We start from the raw sequence: 15049 nt of genomic DNA on the forward strand, positions 1-15049 counted from the left end.
GACAACCCAAATGCGCAGGGCAAGCTTATAGGTTGCTATTGTTAGACGAAATGCTAATTGTGTTTCGTACTGTTATTTTCTGTTGACGGCCAATGTGAGCGGAACTTGATAGTGAAATGTACGCATCAGCGCAGGTTTGGCGCTGAGTTGTTATAATCCGCAGCCTGAATTCTCAATTCACCGGACTACAGCGATCTGCCCCATGGATGTCTCTCACATTATCGATTCCCTGAATGATGCCCAGCGTGAGGCAGTCACAGCACAGAACGACCATTTGTTAGTGCTGGCCGGTGCAGGGAGTGGCAAAACTCGGGTGCTGGTGCATCGGATTGCGTGGTTGATGCAGGTGGATCGCGTTCCACCGACAGGCATTTTGGCGGTTACCTTCACCAATAAAGCTGCTAAAGAGATGCGTTACCGCATCGAAGAGATGATGAATATCCCGTCGCGGGGCCTTTGGTTTGGCACCTTCCACGGTATTGCCCACCGTTTGCTACGGGCACATTCGAAGGATGCCGGGCTGCCAGAGAACTTTCAGGTGCTGGACAGTGACGATCAGCTGCGCATGGTTAAGCGGGTGATGCGTGAAGCGCAGATTGACGAGAGCAAGTTCCCGCCAAAACAGGCCCAGTGGTTTATCAGCAGTCAGAAAGACGAGGGCCTGCGAGCTGACCATATTCAGGAAAACCCAGCAGATCATTTTACCTCCACCATGTTGAAGGTATACCGCCGCTACGAGCAACTTTGCCAACAAAGCGGGCTGGTAGATTTTGGTGAGCTGCTGTTGCGCTCTCACGAGCTTTGGTTGCATCGCCCGGAGCTTTTGGCGCATTACCAGCAACGTTTTCAGCATATGCTCGTGGATGAGTTTCAGGATACGAACACCATCCAGTACGCATGGCTGCAGGTTCTGGCGGGCAACCGTGTTCCCTTAACAGTGGTAGGTGATGACGACCAATCCATCTACGGCTGGCGCGGCGCCAAAATCGAGAATATCCAGCAATACCAGCGAGACTTTCCCAATGCCCGGTTGGTTCGGCTAGAGCAAAACTACCGCTCCACACAGTTGATTCTGAAAGCTGCTAACTCAGTCATTGCCAATAACCAAGGCCGGTTAGGCAAGGAGCTCTGGACCGATGGCGTAGAAGGCGAACCCGTCAGCCTGTATGCCGCATTCAATGAACAGGACGAAGCCAATTACATTGCCGATAGCATTTCCAGCTGGGTAAGTGAGGGCAATTTGCGCAGCGAATCCGCCATCCTGTACCGCTCCAACGCCCAGTCTAGGGTGTTGGAAGAGTCCTTGATGCGCCAAGGTATCCCGTACCGCGTGTATGGCGGCCTGCGCTTCTATGATCGTCAGGAAATCCGCAACGCTTTGGCGTATTTGCGGCTGGTGCATTATCGCCGAGACGATGCCGCCTTCGAGCGGGTAGTGAACGTGCCGACCCGGGGCATTGGCGCTAAAAGTCTGGCGGAACTGCGTGAGTACGCTACCAACCAAAGCGTATCGCTATGGGAATCCGCAGAGCGCCTGTTGGAAGCTGAACAGGTTAAAGGCCGGGCTAAAACTGGCTTACAAAAGTTCATTAGGGTCATTGAAGAGCTGTCCGTTATGGCCGAGGAAGCATCGCTTCACGGTCTGATGAAACAGACCATTGAAGCCAGCGGTCTTAAGGACTATCACGCCAGCGAGAAAGGAGAAAAGGGTCAGGCCCGAGTTGAAAACCTAGAAGAACTGGTCAACGCCTTATCGGATTTTGAGGTGGAGGAGGGCGTTGATCCGCTCTCGGAATTCATTGCTCAGGCAGCGCTGGATGCTGGCGAGTCTCAGGCGGGTGATCACGAAGATAGCGTGCAGTTGATGACCCTGCATTCCGCCAAGGGTTTGGAGTTCCCTCTCGTGTTTCTTGCCGGTGTCGAAGAGGGGCTATTTCCCCATAGCATGTCTCTGGAAGAGCCGGGGCGTATGGAGGAGGAGCGACGACTGGCCTATGTAGGTATTACTCGTGCCATGAAAAAGTTGGTGATTACTTACGCCGAGTCTCGCAGGCTATATGGGCAAGAAAAGTTCAATGCACTTTCTCGCTTCGTGCGGGAAATTCCCGGTGATTGCCTTCAGGAAGTGCGGTTGCGTAACACGGTGACCCGCCCGGCTATGATGGATCGCCCGAACGAAGGTTTGTTCAGTCAGGATTCTGCTCAGCAGTCCGGATTCAGTTTGGGGCAAAGAGTGCGGCACCCCAAGTTTGGAGAGGGTGTTGTTCTGAATGCCGAAGGCAGTGGCCATCACACGCGGGTGCAGGTGAACTTTGATGAGGGGGCAAAATGGCTGGTGCTTGCCTATGCGCCCCTTGAAGCCTGCTAGTGATAATAACGGACGTTCCTGTCAACGCCTGTTATTTCGCCATAAATAATCTGCCCTTTCAGTCAGCCCCAGCTATTAATGCCGGCACCGGAGTGCCGGCGTATATCATCAGGATGGTGATGTCTTTGGCCTGATTCCTATCTCTTGCTTGCCAGAAGCGACTTTATTGGTTAAATTGCAACGTATGCATAAATGCGCGTATGTGCATTTATAAAGTTGTCTTTCAATATCAGGTGAGTTTATGGAGAAGAACAATTGGGCGGTAGCTCTGGAGGAGCTGCTTCACGTAGGTGGTACTCTGGTTCTCATAATTGCTGTAGTTGTGGTCCTGACGGGCATCATTCGGGAATACATTCCGCAGGAGAAGCTGCAGAAGAAACTGGCAAAGCACGAAAAGCATGGGCCGTTGGTGGGCGCTCTGTTAGGTACTCTTACCCCCTTCTGCAGTGCATCCATGGTTCCAGTTGTCATGGGTATGATTGAGATGAAAGCATCGATGGGGATGGTTTTCGGCTTTCTGATCTCTGCACCTCTGTGCAACTTCGTGGTGGTTGGTCTGATCTTTGCCGTGTTTGGGTGGGAAGTTGCGCTCCTGTACTTTGTTCTGACGCTTGCCGGGGCGGTTCTTGCGGGTTACGTGATTGGTCTGACCCCGCTAAAAACTGCCTTCCGCAGAATCTCCGAAGTGCCTGTAAGTAGCTGTGGTGGTTCAGCGTTGGCAACTGGCCCGGTTGCGACTTCCTCTTGTCAGAGTGGAAACAATACGTTGGATGAGTGTTCTGGCCCTGAGGCGCTGCAAGAGTGTATGGCTACGGCTTGCGCGCCTTATCCCAGCGATGCTGTGGTGACTCACAAGGAACGGTTACGGCTGGCTATGAGGTTCGCCTGGGCACTGTTCAAACGCATTATTCCCTACGTCCTGATTGGTGCCGTCATCAGTGCATTGTCTGCTGGTTTTTTGCCCGCAGAGCTGGTCGAAGAATATATTGGCGACGACAACTGGTACGCCATTCCTGTGGCAGCGGCTATTGGCGTGCCCTTATATTTGCGAATCGAGATGGCTATTCCTCTGCTTCAGGTACTGATCGCCAAAGGTATGGGCATGGGCGCAGCCATGGCCCTGCTAATCGGCGGGACGGGTGCCAGCTTGCCCGAAATCGCGATTATCTCTTCGGTGCTTAAGCCAAAAGCGGTTGTGGCATTTGTGATTACTGTGATCACTCTGGCCATCGTCGGAGGGGTCATTTTCAGTGTCGTCTTTTGATACGTGCTCTGGCTTCGAGCATTCACAGGAACGACCGGTGCGCCTTGGCTTGTTGTTGTGTGGTGATGTGCACACGGCCCTGCAACCGATGTTTGATAATTATGCGGGATGTTTGATTGATCGGCTCCAGTTGCGTAACGCACATATTGAAGTCAGGCTCTGGCATGCGTGGAAAGGCGAGTTGCCAGATAAGGTAACGGATGCAGATGCGTACCTGGTCGGTGGCAGTCCGGCCAGCGTGTTTGACCGGGAGCGCTGGATTGACCAGCTAGGCTCCTTCATCCGGCAGGCTCACAGTGCGCGACGGCGGCTGGTGGGGATCTGTTTTGGCCACCAGATGATTCACCATGCTTTAGGCGGGCGTGTTGAGCGGGCTGATGCCGGGTGGGGGTTGGGGATATATCCCATAAATCTGAGTCGCCAGATACCTGGCCTGTCGAGCAAGAATTCTGTGGCGTTGTATGCAATGCATCAGGATCAGGTTATAACGCCCGCTGAAGGGTTTGAGCTTTTGGGGGGCAGTGAATTCTGCCCCCATTATATGATGAGCCATGCCGACAGGGTTCTGACCATACAGGGACATCCGGAGTTTACCCATAACTTTTTTGCTGAGTTTCTGAAGCTCGCTGAATCCCGATTTGATGAGAAGAGCGTTGCCCGTGCGCGGCTTGGAATGCTGGGTGCTGATGATGGCGAAGCTGTCTGTCAGATGCTCAATGGTTTCGTACTGGGGCGGTCAGTCCTGTAAAGCCTGGCTTATGGTCAGAGTGGCGCGTTAATGGTGTTCGCCGGATTGCTGCGCTGCTACTAATGGCCTAAGATCCGAACCAAACGGAGGTTTGGAAACATAATGATGGATGGTCACTATGTCGAAGGCTTGAAAGCTATAGCGGATCCGAATCGTTTGCGGCTTTTCTGGCTGCTGGTTCAGATTGATGAGCGGATATGCGTAGCCGAAGCGATGGATGTTCTTGGTGAAACCCACTACAACGTTTCTCGCAATCTGAAAATTCTGCAAAAAGCCGGTCTGGTGACGGCGCAGAAGGAAGGGAAATGGGTTTTCTATACTCTCAACAGAAAGGGGACGCCTTTTCATGCCAGACTCCTGGCGGCGGTAAAAAGCATCCCTGAGCAAGAATTTGAAAACGAAATTAAAAAATGCCGTCTGCGTCTGGAGATGCGCGAGAGTGGCCAGTGTGTCCTTGGGCCCGATAGTCAGGAGTGGGCTGCTATTATTCAGGAAAAGGGCTAGCTCAACGAAGCTCGGCGCAATTGTTGGCAGGTAATCTATTGCTCAGGTGAGCAGATTTTACATTAGCAGAACGTAAATGGCCCCGGCCAGAAGGATTCGATAGAGCACGTAGGGCCACATGCCAACTTTATTCAGCCACTTCAGGAAGAAGTGGATGGCGGTAATGGCGATTAAAAATGAAGTGACGCTGCCCACCAGAAAAGCACTCCAATCGACCAAAATCTCCGAGGTTGCCACTTCCAGAAGTTTGACGGCAGAGGCCAACGCAATAATTGGAATGGCCAGAAGAAACGAAAACCGGGAGGCTGTCTCCCGAGACATGCCCAGAAACAGGCCGGCGGTTATGGTTACACCGGAGCGGGATGTGCCGGGAACCAGTGCCAGTGCCTGGGCAATTCCTACCAGTAACGCGTCCTTCCAGTTCAGTGTGTCCATAGTACGCTGGCGCTTGGGCATCCAGTCTGCAATACCCAGTAACAGGCCGAAAATTAGTGTAGTGGCGAAGATGATCTCCACTGCCCGAAGTTCATTGTCGATGATATCCAGCAGCGCAAGGCCCGCGAGGCCTGCGGGAACCGTGCCGATTACAAGGTATAATGCCAGTGCTCCCTGGCCGACGACACGGCGTTGGCCCATGGACATCAGACCGTCTCGGGCAATACCGAACACGTCTGTGCGGAAGTAGAGCACCACCGCCAGCAGAGTGCCCATGTGCACTGCAAGGTCGAAGGCGACGCCCTGATCTACCCAGTCAAAGAAAGCTGGAACCAGAATAAGGTGTGCTGAACTGGAGATAGGCAGAAATTCGGTCAATCCCTGTAGAAGGCCAAGGAAAAGAGCTTGAAGAAAGTCCATTCTAAGGGTTCCGTTAGGGTTTGTTGCGTCACAAGGTTGGGCAGGATGTTAGCAGGGTGGTGGTTGGCTGAACAGGCTTATAACCCCGGGACATTGCCCCGAGGCTATACAAGGACTCAGGGCTGGAACTTGTTTCTGGTGTTGTTGGCAATGCGCACCAGAATTAGCATCAAGGGAACCTCCACTAATACGCCTACTACAGTGGCCAAAGCCGCCCCGGACTGCAGACCGAACAGCGCAATGGCGGAAGCGACGGCCAGTTCAAAGAAATTGCTGGCACCTATCATGGCACCGGGGGCGGCGATGCAGTGGCGCACGTTCCATAGCCTCGCCCAGCCGTAGGCCAGGAAGAAGATAAGAAAGGTCTGGATGATCAGCGGCACCGCAATCAACGCAATATGCAGCGGGTTTTCCAGTATGACTTCGCCCTGAAATGCAAACAACAGCACCAGAGTGATAATCAGCGCTGCCGGGGTTACCGGGCCGAGACGCTTCAGAAATACTTCGTCATACCAGTGCTGGCCTTTGCGGGCAATCAGGCTCCGGCGGGTCAAGTAGCCAGCTGTGAGCGGAATGACAATATATAGTACTACGGACAACACTACGGTATCCCAGGGTACCTGAATATCCGATATGCCCAGCAGGAAAACCACGATTGGGGCGAAGGCAAACAACATAATGATATCGTTCAGGGATACCTGTACCAGAGTATAGGCAGCGTCGCCTTTGGTAAGATAGCTCCAGACAAACACCATGGCTGTGCAGGGAGCTGCGCCCAGCAAAATGGCACCTGCCAGGTATTCACTCGCCAGGTCTGGTTCGATAAACGGCTCAAATACTACCATCAGGAAGAACCAGGCGATGGCGAACATGGTGAAGGGTTTGATCAGCCAGTTCACGATAGTGGTAATGGCCAGTCCTTTCGGTTCTTTCCGTACGCCCACAATGGCGCTGAAATCAATCTGCGCCATCATCGGGAAAATCATTGCCCAGATCAGGATGGCGACAGGAATAGACACCTGAGCGTATTCGAATCGGGACAGAGTTTCGGGAACCGCAGGGGCAAACTGACCCAGTGCCACTCCTACGATAATAGCCAGGGCCACCCAGATCGACAGAAACCGGCCAAACAGGTCCATGCCACCGGGGTCGTTATCACGGTCTACTGCATCGGTGTTGTTGCTCATGGTTTTCCTCAGATGGACCGCTGGTTTACGCGTTTCGACAACTCTGCCGCGCTTTCCTTTCGCTCGGAATAGCGATCGGTGAGGTAATCACTGCGATCGCGAACCAACAGAGTAAACTTAATCAGCTCTTCCATCACATCCACAATGCGGTCGTAATAAGGTGAGGGCTTCATGCGGTCATTGTCATCGAACTCCATGTAGGCCTTGGGCACCGAAGACTGGTTGGGGATGGTCAGCATCCGCATCCACCGGCCCAGCACCCGCAACTGATTCACCACATTGAATGACTGGGAACCGCCGCATACCTGCATAACGGCCAGAGTCTTGCCCTGAGTGGGGCGAACGGCTCCCATGGATAGCGGAATCCAGTCGATCTGGGTTTTCATGATGCCAGTCATCGCCCCGTGGCGCTCAGGGGAGCACCACACCATACCCTCTGCCCATTGCGCCAGATCCCGCAGTTCCTGGACTTTGGGGTGCGACGCATCTTCCGCATCGGCCAGCGGCAGGCCGCGCGGATTAAAGATGCGGGTTTCCGCGCCCATGGCCTCCAGTAAACGAGCCGCCTCTTCAACGGCCAGACGGCTGAATGAGCGCTCACGTAGCGAGCCATACAGCAGCAGAATACGCGGTGCGTGATTTGCTGGCTCCGTTGCGAATACCTGTTCTGTGGTCGGTGGCTGGAACAGGTCTGCGTTGATATTCGGTGTGTCGGTCGGCTTCATAGTGCGATTCGGAATCCCTGATAAATGTGTTTAGCTAAGGTGTTTCTTGATGTCTGCCGGGCTGGCCACTTTGCCCTCCACTATAATGTCATTGTTTAAAGCCAGAGCCGGTGTGCGCATGATGCCGGCGTCGATAATCGCATTCACGTCGGTGACCTTTTCCACTTCGTAACTCAGGCCCAACTCATTAGCGGCTTCCTCGGCGTTGGCTGTAAGCTGTTTGCATTTGGCACAGCCACTTCCATAGATTGTCATTTTCATAGTGATTTCCTTCCGGTGTTGGGGGTACGTATGAGGGCGGGTATCAGGCGGACACCCACCAGTTACCATAGGCAAAGCCGGTGATCGTAGCCATCACTACAACCAGAGCGCAGTAAACCAGTGTTTTCTGCGTGCCCAGAATGGTGCGAATAACCAGCATGTTGGGTAATGACAGAGCTGGGCCAGCCAAAAGCAGCGCAAGGGCCGGGCCTTTGCCCATACCGGAACCCATCAGAGCTTCCACTATGGGCACTTCGGTCAGCGTAGAGAAATACATTAAAGCACCCAGCACCGAGGCAAGTATGGTGGAAAGCAGTGAGTTGTCACCAACCGCTATGGCTACCCATTCAGATGGAATCATGCCTTCGTGGCCGGGTCTGCCCAGCGCAAAACCCGCAACGAACACGCCAGCCAGCAGTAGCGGCAGGATCTGTTTTGCGAAATCCCAGCTCTGCACCGGCCATTCCCGGTCGTCTTCCCGCAGCATGGCAATCAGCATCAGCCCGCCGATGCCGATCACAAATGGTAGCTCGGGCATGCCGGGTGCCATTATGGCGATAACAGCAATGACGGCGCCCAGAGTCAGTAGTTGCACTGGGGGCCAGTTCCAGCGCCAGATCAGCAAACCACCTAAAGCTGCAGCCAGTGCGGCAGTGATCGGCCATTTGAGAGCGTGAATGGCCATCCAGGTATCGCTGTCTGCCGCCGCCCAGTTGGCGAATACAAGAATGCCGACCATAAGGGCAAAGAACAGGGCAATGATACCAACAGGTTTTTCTGCACTGTCGTCACCAAAGCCTCGAGCATTTGAGACTGAACGCTGGGCTTCTTCCTTGCGATAGATCAGGTGCATGATGCCACCAATCACTATGGCAAAAACGATAGCGCCGACGGCCCGGGCAAGGCCGATTTCAGCACCCAGTACCTTGGCGGTCACCACAATGGCCATGATGTTGATGGCAGGGCCGGAATATAGAAAGGCTACTGCAGCTCCCAGGCCTGCGCCGCGACGATAGATACCGCCAAACAGCGGCAGCACGGTGCAGGAGCAGACGGCCAGCAAGGTGCCGGACACAGATGCCACAGTAAAGGCAACGGGCTTGGGGGCGGCGGGGCCGAGATAACGCATCACCGAACCCTGACTGATATATACCGCCATGGCGCCGGCAATCAGGAATGCTGGCAGCAGGCACAGGATAACGTGTTCGCGGGCGTACCAGTTGGTCAGACGAAAAGCTTCAAGGATGGCGTTATCAAAGCGCTCGGTGCCGGCGGGTATGAAATAAATAGCCAGAAACACCAGTATCATGAAGAACAGCAGGTTGCCTTCCCGCTGATTGCTCCGGTATATCGCTAGTAGTTTTTCTGTCATGTCGGGTTCCGGTTCCTTGGGTGATGCGTGTAGGCAACCATAGAAGATAAGAAGACTATGTCATTCAGGTGTCTTTACTTTGTAACTTTCAACACCTATTATCGCTAAAAACAGATATATGGCAACTTGTATATGCGAAAAATCATATGAAAAGAAAAGTTCTGTTCATCTGCACCGCAAACAGCGCCCGTTCATTGATGGCGGAGGCACTGTTGAGACACATGGCCGGAGATCAGTTTGAGGTGGCCAGTGCCGGTACTCAGCCTTCTGAGCCCAATTCCCTGGCTTTGCAGGTTTTGCAGGAGGCGGGAATACCCACCGAGGGTCTCCAGAGTAAATCGTTGGCGCATTTTCAGAATGAACACTGGGATTATGTGATCACTCTTTGTGAAAAAGCCGCCCGTGAGTGTGTGGCTTTTAGCCAGGGAGCCCAGCAAATCGCCTGGGATTTTCCAGACCCGGCCGCCAGTAACCGCCATGTAATATTTTCACTGACTCTGAAAGAGCTTAAAGAGCGGATAGGTCTGTTCACTCTGGTACATCAGAAAGGGACAGCCCTGAAACCCGAAGTTTATAAACCCGTGACTATATTTAAGGCTCTGGGTGACGATTTGCGGTTGGCTGCCCTGTTGTTGATCCGGGATCAGGCCAGACTTTGCGTGTGCGAATTGACCGAGGCTTTTGGGTTGGCACAGCCGAAAGTCAGCCGCCATCTGGCGATTCTTCGGGATGCAGGGTTGGTCGAAACGGAGCGTCGTGGTCAGTGGGTCTACTATTACCTTAACCCCCGGCTACCCGCCTGGGTTTCGCGGGTTGTGGATGAAACCGCCCGGAACAATGGCGCATTGATTGAAATGCCCCTGATGCAACTGCAGGCCATGGCTGATCGCCCGGCGGTGCAGTGCCCCTGATTATCAATCAGATACACGGATTACGAACCTATTGAGGAGTCCGCCATGAGCAAGATCAAAGTAGGCATTAACGGATTTGGCCGCATTGGCCGACTGGCTCTGAGGGCAGCTTGGGGCTGGCCAGAGCTGGAGTTTGTCGCCATTAACGATCCGGGGGCGGATACCCACACTCTGGCGCACCTGTTGAACTTCGACAGTGTTCACGGTGTCTGGAGTCGCGAGGCTTCAGCCAGTGACGATGAGATGGTAATCGACGGCAAGCGCATTTCAGTTACCCATAACAAGGCCATCGGTGACACTGACTGGTCGGGCTGTGATGTGGTGATTGAAGCCAGTGGGGTCAACAAGAAGGTCGCGGTGCTTCAGGCATACCTGGATCAGGGCGTGAAACGTGTGGTGGCTACGGCACCAGTGAAAGAGGTCGGAGCTAAAAACATCGTTCTGGGTGTGAATGAGCATATTTTCGACCCGGCTCAGGACCGCATTCTCACCGCAGCCTCGTGCACCACGAATTGCCTGGCACCTGTGGTTAAGGTTATCCACGAGAAACTCGGCATCAAACATGGCTCTATCACCACTATTCACAGCCTGACCAATACTCAGACCATCCTCGATGCGCCTCATAAAGACCTGCGTAGAGCCAGAGCCTGTGGCAGTTCGCTGATTCCCACCAGTACCGGTTCTGCAACCGCAATTATCGAGATCTTTCCGGAGCTGAAAGGGCGGTTGGATGGCCATGCCGTACGGATACCGCTTACCAATGCCTCGTTGACCGACTGTGTGTTTGAAGTGGAGACGCCAACAGATCGGGACACCGTGAACAGGTTGCTGAAAGAAGCCGCCGAGGGCGAACTGAAGGATATTCTGGGTTATGAAGAGCGCCCTTTGGTATCCATTGATTACAAGACGGATCCGCGCTCATCCATTGTCGATGCCTTATCCACGCTGGTTATCAATGGCACTCAGGTAAAAATCTACGCCTGGTATGACAATGAATGGGGTTACGCCAACCGCACCGTAGAGTTGGTGCGCAAGGTAGGTTCTGCCTGATATGAGCGCGGCCATTCGTCAATATCTAGTGATTACAGGCAACTACTGGGCCTTCACTCTGACGGATGGCGCGCTGCGTATGTTGGTGGTGCTGCACTTCCATCAGCTGGGTTATTCGCCTCTGGAAATTGCCCTTTTGTTCATTTTTTACGAATTCTTCGGGGTTGTGACTAATTTGGTAGGCGGCTATCTGGGTGCCCGCATGGGGCTGAATCGCACCATGAATATCGGGCTATTCTTGCAGATTGCCGCTCTGGCCATGCTAGCAGTGCCAGCAGCCTTGCTGACCGTACCCTGGGTGATGGCGGCGCAGGCTGTGTCTGGCATTGCCAAAGACTTGAACAAAATGTCCGCCAAAAGCGGTATTAAGTCGCTGGTGCCAGATGCCCAGCAGGGCACTCTGTACAAATGGGTAGCCATACTGACCGGCTCGAAGAATACCCTGAAGGGTGTAGGTTTTTTCCTGGGTGGCGTATTGCTGATGTCGGCCGGTTTTACTGGCGCGGTGATAGTCATGGCCGTGGCGCTTGGTCTCGTGTGGTTGGCGAGCCTGTTCTTGCTCAAGCAGGAGCTGGGTAAGAGCAAGGCCAAGCCCAAGTTCAGTGAAATTTTGTCGAAAAGCCGGGCTATTAACGTGCTATCTGCAGCCCGGATGTTTCTATTCGGTGCTCGGGATGTCTGGTTTGTGGTGGCCCTGCCGGTCTACCTCCATACAGTCTTCGGCTGGGATTTCTGGAAGGTGGGGGGCTTTATGGCCACCTGGGTCATTGGCTATGGCTTTATCCAGACGGTCGCTCCCCGAATTACCGGCAATTTGGACAATAAACAGTCCGCCGTGCTCTGGGCCGCTGCCTTGGCGCTGATTCCCGCTGCTATTGCCACTGGCCTGATGCTGAATTGGTCACCGCAGGTCGTTATTGTTGGTGGCTTGCTGTTGTTCGGTGTGCTCTTTGCCATTAATTCCTCCCTGCACAGCTACCTGATTGTCAGCTATGCCAGGGGTGATGGTGTCTCGCTGGATGTGGGTTTCTACTACATGTCCAATGCGGCGGGTCGGCTGCTGGGAACTGTCTTGTCCGGTTGGGTCTATCAGAGTTATGGCTTGGGGGCCTGCCTTTGGATTTCGGCAGGGCTTGTGGCCATAGCTGCTTTGTTTTCGTTGATGCTTCCCCAAAGGCAGGAAGCCCTGGCCTGACGCTTGATGACGCGTTAAAACCTCAGCACCAAACCAGCACCGGCTTCAACCTGAAGATAGCCACTGCTGCTATAGGTGAGCTTGCAACCTCCGGAGCAGAACACCGAGCCACCGGAATCCAGTGCGGTATAAACACCTCGCAGGTCAAGCCGCAGGCGCAGTTGCTCACTAATGAAAAATTGATAGCCGCCGCCGAGGGACAGGGCAATGCGGTGGTGGGTATCGAATGCCGAATTGTTTGGTTCTAGGCGGGTTACGCCCAGTACGCCGGACGCAAAACCGCCGTAGGTTTTGCCGCCCGGAAAGTAAAGACCACCGAACTGTAGCTGGTAAATTGTTATGTCGATGGATTCTGTGCCCGGAGCAAACAGGCCGTTGTCGAGCTTTGCCGAGGTTTGCTGACGGCCGAAATATAACTCTCCCTGCTTGCCTGCCTCCTGTAGATCGAAGTTCAATGCCAGCCCCTGACTCACCGTGTCCTCAAACCGGATTTGATCTTTGGTGTTGGTACCGGAGGATTCGATATCGATCGAGCTACTTGCGCGAAAGCCTGCGAAAGGTGCGATGCTAACGTCGGCCACCACCGGTGACGCGAACAAGGCAAGACTTAACCCCCATGTAATTAACGGCTTAACGTTCACGGTTTCCGAGTTCCTGTTGTCGCGTTCTGGCGGAGTAGGGCCTTATGGTATAACGCATAAAAGTTGGGGGCGACCTTGCCAATCTGCGAGGTTGATCCATGAGCACGATCAAAACGGAGGTGTTTCGTATGCCTGAACTCAGACTAGCAGTAACCACTGGAGCCAATCGGAGTTCGAAGAATACCGGTTCTTTCTGGCGCAGCAATGATGAAGGGCTGCCTTGGTGAGTATCAAACCCCGCATATTGCTCCTGTCGGCTTACGATGCCGCCAGTCATAAACGTTGGCGGGAGCAACTCGTTCAACTCTTGCCGGACTATCACTGGCATACCTTGGCACTAGCCCCACGATTTTTTCAGTGGCGTATCCGCGGCAACGCTCTGAGTTGGCTTAACGAGCCTAGTTTTCAAGAATCCTGGGATTTGGTGGTTGCTACATCCATGGTGGACCTCGCAACCTTACGGGGGCTGCACCCACAACTGGCGAACACGCCTTGTTTGTTATACATGCATGAGAATCAGTTTGCCTTCCCCGTAAGCCATCAGCAGCAGGGGCGCGTAGAGCCTCAAATGGTGAACCTCTATGGCGCTATGGCTGCAGACTGTGTGGCATTCAACAGTGCCTGGAATCGAGACAGCTTTTTGCAAGGGGCGGGGGCGTTTTTGAACAAAATGCCGGATGCGGTGCCGAGCGGGCTGGTTGACAACCTGAAGCGTAAATCCGAGGTGCTGCCGGTGCCTATCGAAGACGCATTGTTTGAGGGCACACCAACGCCCTTGAATCGAGAGTGCCCGCATCTGCTCTGGAACCACCGTTGGGAATACGATAAAGGGCCAGACAGGCTGCTTAACTTTCTGGACGTGTTAGAAAGGCAGCAACAGCCGTATCGTCTGAGCGTGGTCGGAGAGAGTTTCCGTAACCATCCAAGCGCCTTTGCCCAGATAGCGACAAGGTTCCGTGATCGCATAGAAAATTGGGGGTTTCTGGAGAGCCGAACTAAATACGACAGACTGCTACGCAAAGCAGATGTTGTTCTATCAACGGCGCTTCATGATTTTCAGGGCTTGTCGATGCTGGAGGCTATGGCCGCTGGGTGCGCCCCATTGGCGCCGGATAGGTTGGCTTATCGGGAGTACGTGCCTCACAGCTGTCGTTACGACAGCCATGAAGAGGATGCTGATACGGAAGCTAAGGCTGCAGTCGGTTGCTTGCAGCGGCTTATCGAAAAGCCGCCACCTTGCTGCCAACCCGATGCCTGGAGTGCGTCGGTACTTGCAGGGAGGTATCGATCCCTGTTTGACCGGCTCATCAAGATCGCGCCTAAGCCTGAACCTTCAAGTGATTCGATTGGATCAATGCAGTAAGGCTTGGCGAGCAGGGTCGATTGATGGTCAGGCTTTCTGTTCGGGAACTTCTCGAATACGGCCTTGTTCATCAATGGCCACGTAGACAAACCTGCCTTCGGTGACTTTGCGCGGATTTTTTGCCGTGCGGTCAAGGGTCCATACTTCCACATTAATTTTCATGGAGCTGCGGCCTATGTCTACTAATTCGCAGTAACAGCCGACTTGGGAGCCGACTCGTAACGGAGAGAGAAATTCCATCCCGTCCATGGCCACGGTAGCGTTGCGGCCCAAAGAAATACGCCCAGCGACGGTAGCTGCGGCAATATCCATCTGTTTGACCAGCCAACCGGCGAAGACATCGCCATTGGCGTTTGTATCCTGAGGTAATGGAACGATCTGAAGGGTTAAGTCGCCCCGGGGCTGGGGTTTATCGTCATCGTATGCAGTCATGGATCACGCCTTTTGTTATCTAGAATTATTTTCTTAGCATGTTAACGGGATGGCGACTCTCTGCAAGGGTATTTTCTCAATGAAGCCTATATTCCATCGACTGTAACAAAGTTGTCACAGAGCGTTCGTAGGATGCACTCATCGGAAACGCACATCCGACATAACGTCCTAAA

Annotated in this window: 16 protein-coding genes; 9 read left to right on the top strand and 7 right to left on the bottom strand. The window is 53.7% G+C overall.

All coding sequences use genetic code 11. The features are described 5' to 3' along the window. Positions 1-202: 202 nt before the first annotated feature. From uvrD to KO508_RS04215, 4 genes are all read left to right on the top strand, one after another. Positions 203-2368, top strand: coding sequence for a DNA helicase II (gene uvrD / locus KO508_RS04200; protein WP_216007049.1), 2166 nt, complete (start codon positions 203-205; stop codon positions 2366-2368). Positions 2369-2609: 241 nt separating this feature from the next. Further along, a complete protein-coding gene (locus KO508_RS04205; RefSeq protein WP_216007050.1) occupies positions 2610-3632 on the top strand; it encodes a permease in 1023 nt (340 codons plus the stop codon). Next, complete coding sequence (locus KO508_RS04210) at positions 3619-4380, top strand: type 1 glutamine amidotransferase (RefSeq protein WP_216007051.1); 762 nt, start codon at positions 3619-3621, stop codon at positions 4378-4380. Before KO508_RS04205 ends, KO508_RS04210 begins: the two co-directional genes overlap by 14 nt. Before the next feature lie 102 nt (positions 4381-4482). Further along, complete coding sequence (locus KO508_RS04215; protein ID WP_216007052.1) at positions 4483-4884, top strand: ArsR/SmtB family transcription factor; 402 nt, start codon at positions 4483-4485, stop codon at positions 4882-4884. A 57-nt stretch (positions 4885-4941) separates the two neighbouring features. Here the strand turns inward: KO508_RS04215 and KO508_RS04220 are convergent, their stop codons facing one another. The 5 genes from KO508_RS04220 to KO508_RS04240 all read right to left on the bottom strand — a co-directional run bounded on the left by KO508_RS04220 (position 4942) and on the right by KO508_RS04240 (position 9284). After that, the gene (locus KO508_RS04220) at positions 4942-5739 is read right to left on the bottom strand and encodes an undecaprenyl-diphosphate phosphatase (RefSeq protein WP_216007053.1); all 798 of its coding nucleotides are present in this window, start codon (positions 5737-5739) and stop codon (positions 4942-4944) included. A 116-nt stretch (positions 5740-5855) separates the two neighbouring features. Then, a complete protein-coding gene (arsB, locus tag KO508_RS04225; RefSeq protein ID WP_216007054.1) occupies positions 5856-6926 on the bottom strand; it encodes an ACR3 family arsenite efflux transporter in 1071 nt (356 codons plus the stop codon). A gap of 8 nt (positions 6927-6934) precedes the next feature. Beyond that, positions 6935-7651 (bottom strand): arsenical resistance protein ArsH, encoded by a 717-nt coding sequence (gene arsH, locus KO508_RS04230; RefSeq protein ID WP_216007055.1) that lies wholly within the window; start codon positions 7649-7651, stop codon positions 6935-6937. A gap of 30 nt (positions 7652-7681) precedes the next feature. Further along, positions 7682-7912 carry a thioredoxin family protein gene (locus tag KO508_RS04235; RefSeq protein ID WP_216007056.1) on the bottom strand — a complete coding sequence of 77 codons (231 nt, stop codon included), beginning with the start codon at positions 7910-7912 and terminating at the stop codon, positions 7682-7684. Between the two features lie 43 nt (positions 7913-7955). Further along, entirely contained in the window at positions 7956-9284 is a 1329-nt protein-coding gene (locus KO508_RS04240; protein WP_216007057.1) for a permease, read from the bottom strand. Positions 9285-9430: 146 nt separating this feature from the next. Between KO508_RS04240 and KO508_RS04245 the strand changes: the two genes are divergently transcribed. Genes KO508_RS04245 through arsJ form a run of 3 tightly spaced genes read left to right on the top strand, consistent with a single transcriptional unit; the run spans position 9431 to position 12440 of the window. After that, on the top strand, positions 9431-10195 hold the full coding sequence (locus tag KO508_RS04245; protein ID WP_216007058.1) for a metalloregulator ArsR/SmtB family transcription factor: 765 nt from the start codon (positions 9431-9433) through the stop codon (positions 10193-10195). 45 nt (positions 10196-10240) lie between these two features. Then, a complete protein-coding gene (locus KO508_RS04250) occupies positions 10241-11245 on the top strand; it encodes an ArsJ-associated glyceraldehyde-3-phosphate dehydrogenase (protein WP_216007059.1) in 1005 nt (334 codons plus the stop codon). A gap of 1 nt (position 11246) precedes the next feature. After that, the gene (arsJ, locus tag KO508_RS04255; RefSeq protein ID WP_216007060.1) at positions 11247-12440 is read left to right on the top strand and encodes an organoarsenical effux MFS transporter ArsJ; all 1194 of its coding nucleotides are present in this window, start codon (positions 11247-11249) and stop codon (positions 12438-12440) included. 14 nt (positions 12441-12454) lie between these two features. Here arsJ and KO508_RS04260 read toward each other — a convergent pair whose 3' ends face one another. Further along, the gene (locus KO508_RS04260; RefSeq protein ID WP_216007061.1) at positions 12455-13081 is read right to left on the bottom strand and encodes a hypothetical protein; all 627 of its coding nucleotides are present in this window, start codon (positions 13079-13081) and stop codon (positions 12455-12457) included. A 98-nt stretch (positions 13082-13179) separates the two neighbouring features. Here KO508_RS04260 and KO508_RS18940 point away from each other — a divergent pair, with 98 nt between their 5' ends. Then, positions 13180-13308 carry a hypothetical protein gene (locus tag KO508_RS18940; protein WP_289851822.1) on the top strand — a complete coding sequence of 43 codons (129 nt, stop codon included), beginning with the start codon at positions 13180-13182 and terminating at the stop codon, positions 13306-13308. Beyond that, positions 13305-14444 (top strand): tRNA-queuosine alpha-mannosyltransferase domain-containing protein, encoded by a 1140-nt coding sequence (locus KO508_RS04265; RefSeq protein ID WP_354668001.1) that lies wholly within the window; start codon positions 13305-13307, stop codon positions 14442-14444. The genes KO508_RS18940 and KO508_RS04265 overlap by 4 nt, the downstream gene beginning before the upstream one ends. A gap of 27 nt (positions 14445-14471) precedes the next feature. On the opposite strand, the gene KO508_RS04270 is transcribed toward KO508_RS04265, so the two are convergent. Continuing rightward, positions 14472-14876 (bottom strand): acyl-CoA thioesterase, encoded by a 405-nt coding sequence (locus KO508_RS04270; protein ID WP_200362356.1) that lies wholly within the window; start codon positions 14874-14876, stop codon positions 14472-14474. Positions 14877-15049: the final 173 nt, after the last annotated feature.

Source organism: Marinobacter salexigens (genome assembly GCF_018860765.1).
In the GTDB taxonomy this organism is placed as follows: domain Bacteria; phylum Pseudomonadota; class Gammaproteobacteria; order Pseudomonadales; family Oleiphilaceae; genus Marinobacter; species Marinobacter salexigens_A.

Excerpts from the sequence above, each read along its gene's own strand:
- arsJ (WP_216007060.1), top strand. The coding sequence starts at position 11,247 with ATGAGCGCGGCCATTCGTCAATATCTAGTGATTACAGGCAACTACTGG.
- uvrD (WP_216007049.1), top strand. The coding sequence starts at position 203 with ATGGATGTCTCTCACATTATCGATTCCCTGAATGATGCCCAGCGTGAG.
- KO508_RS04215 (WP_216007052.1), top strand. The coding sequence starts at position 4,483 with ATGATGGATGGTCACTATGTCGAAGGCTTGAAAGCTATAGCGGATCCG.
- KO508_RS04250 (WP_216007059.1), top strand. The coding sequence starts at position 10,241 with ATGAGCAAGATCAAAGTAGGCATTAACGGATTTGGCCGCATTGGCCGA.
- KO508_RS04220 (WP_216007053.1), bottom strand. The coding sequence starts at position 5,739 with ATGGACTTTCTTCAAGCTCTTTTCCTTGGCCTTCTACAGGGATTGACC.
- KO508_RS04240 (WP_216007057.1), bottom strand. The coding sequence starts at position 9,284 with ATGACAGAAAAACTACTAGCGATATACCGGAGCAATCAGCGGGAAGGC.
- KO508_RS04270 (WP_200362356.1), bottom strand. The coding sequence starts at position 14,876 with ATGACTGCATACGATGACGATAAACCCCAGCCCCGGGGCGACTTAACC.
- arsB (WP_216007054.1), bottom strand. The coding sequence starts at position 6,926 with ATGAGCAACAACACCGATGCAGTAGACCGTGATAACGACCCCGGTGGC.
- KO508_RS18940 (WP_289851822.1), top strand. The coding sequence starts at position 13,180 with ATGAGCACGATCAAAACGGAGGTGTTTCGTATGCCTGAACTCAGACTA.
- KO508_RS04205 (WP_216007050.1), top strand. The coding sequence starts at position 2,610 with ATGGAGAAGAACAATTGGGCGGTAGCTCTGGAGGAGCTGCTTCACGTA.
- KO508_RS04235 (WP_216007056.1), bottom strand. The coding sequence starts at position 7,912 with ATGAAAATGACAATCTATGGAAGTGGCTGTGCCAAATGCAAACAGCTT.
- KO508_RS04245 (WP_216007058.1), top strand. The coding sequence starts at position 9,431 with ATGAAAAGAAAAGTTCTGTTCATCTGCACCGCAAACAGCGCCCGTTCA.
- arsH (WP_216007055.1), bottom strand. The coding sequence starts at position 7,651 with ATGAAGCCGACCGACACACCGAATATCAACGCAGACCTGTTCCAGCCA.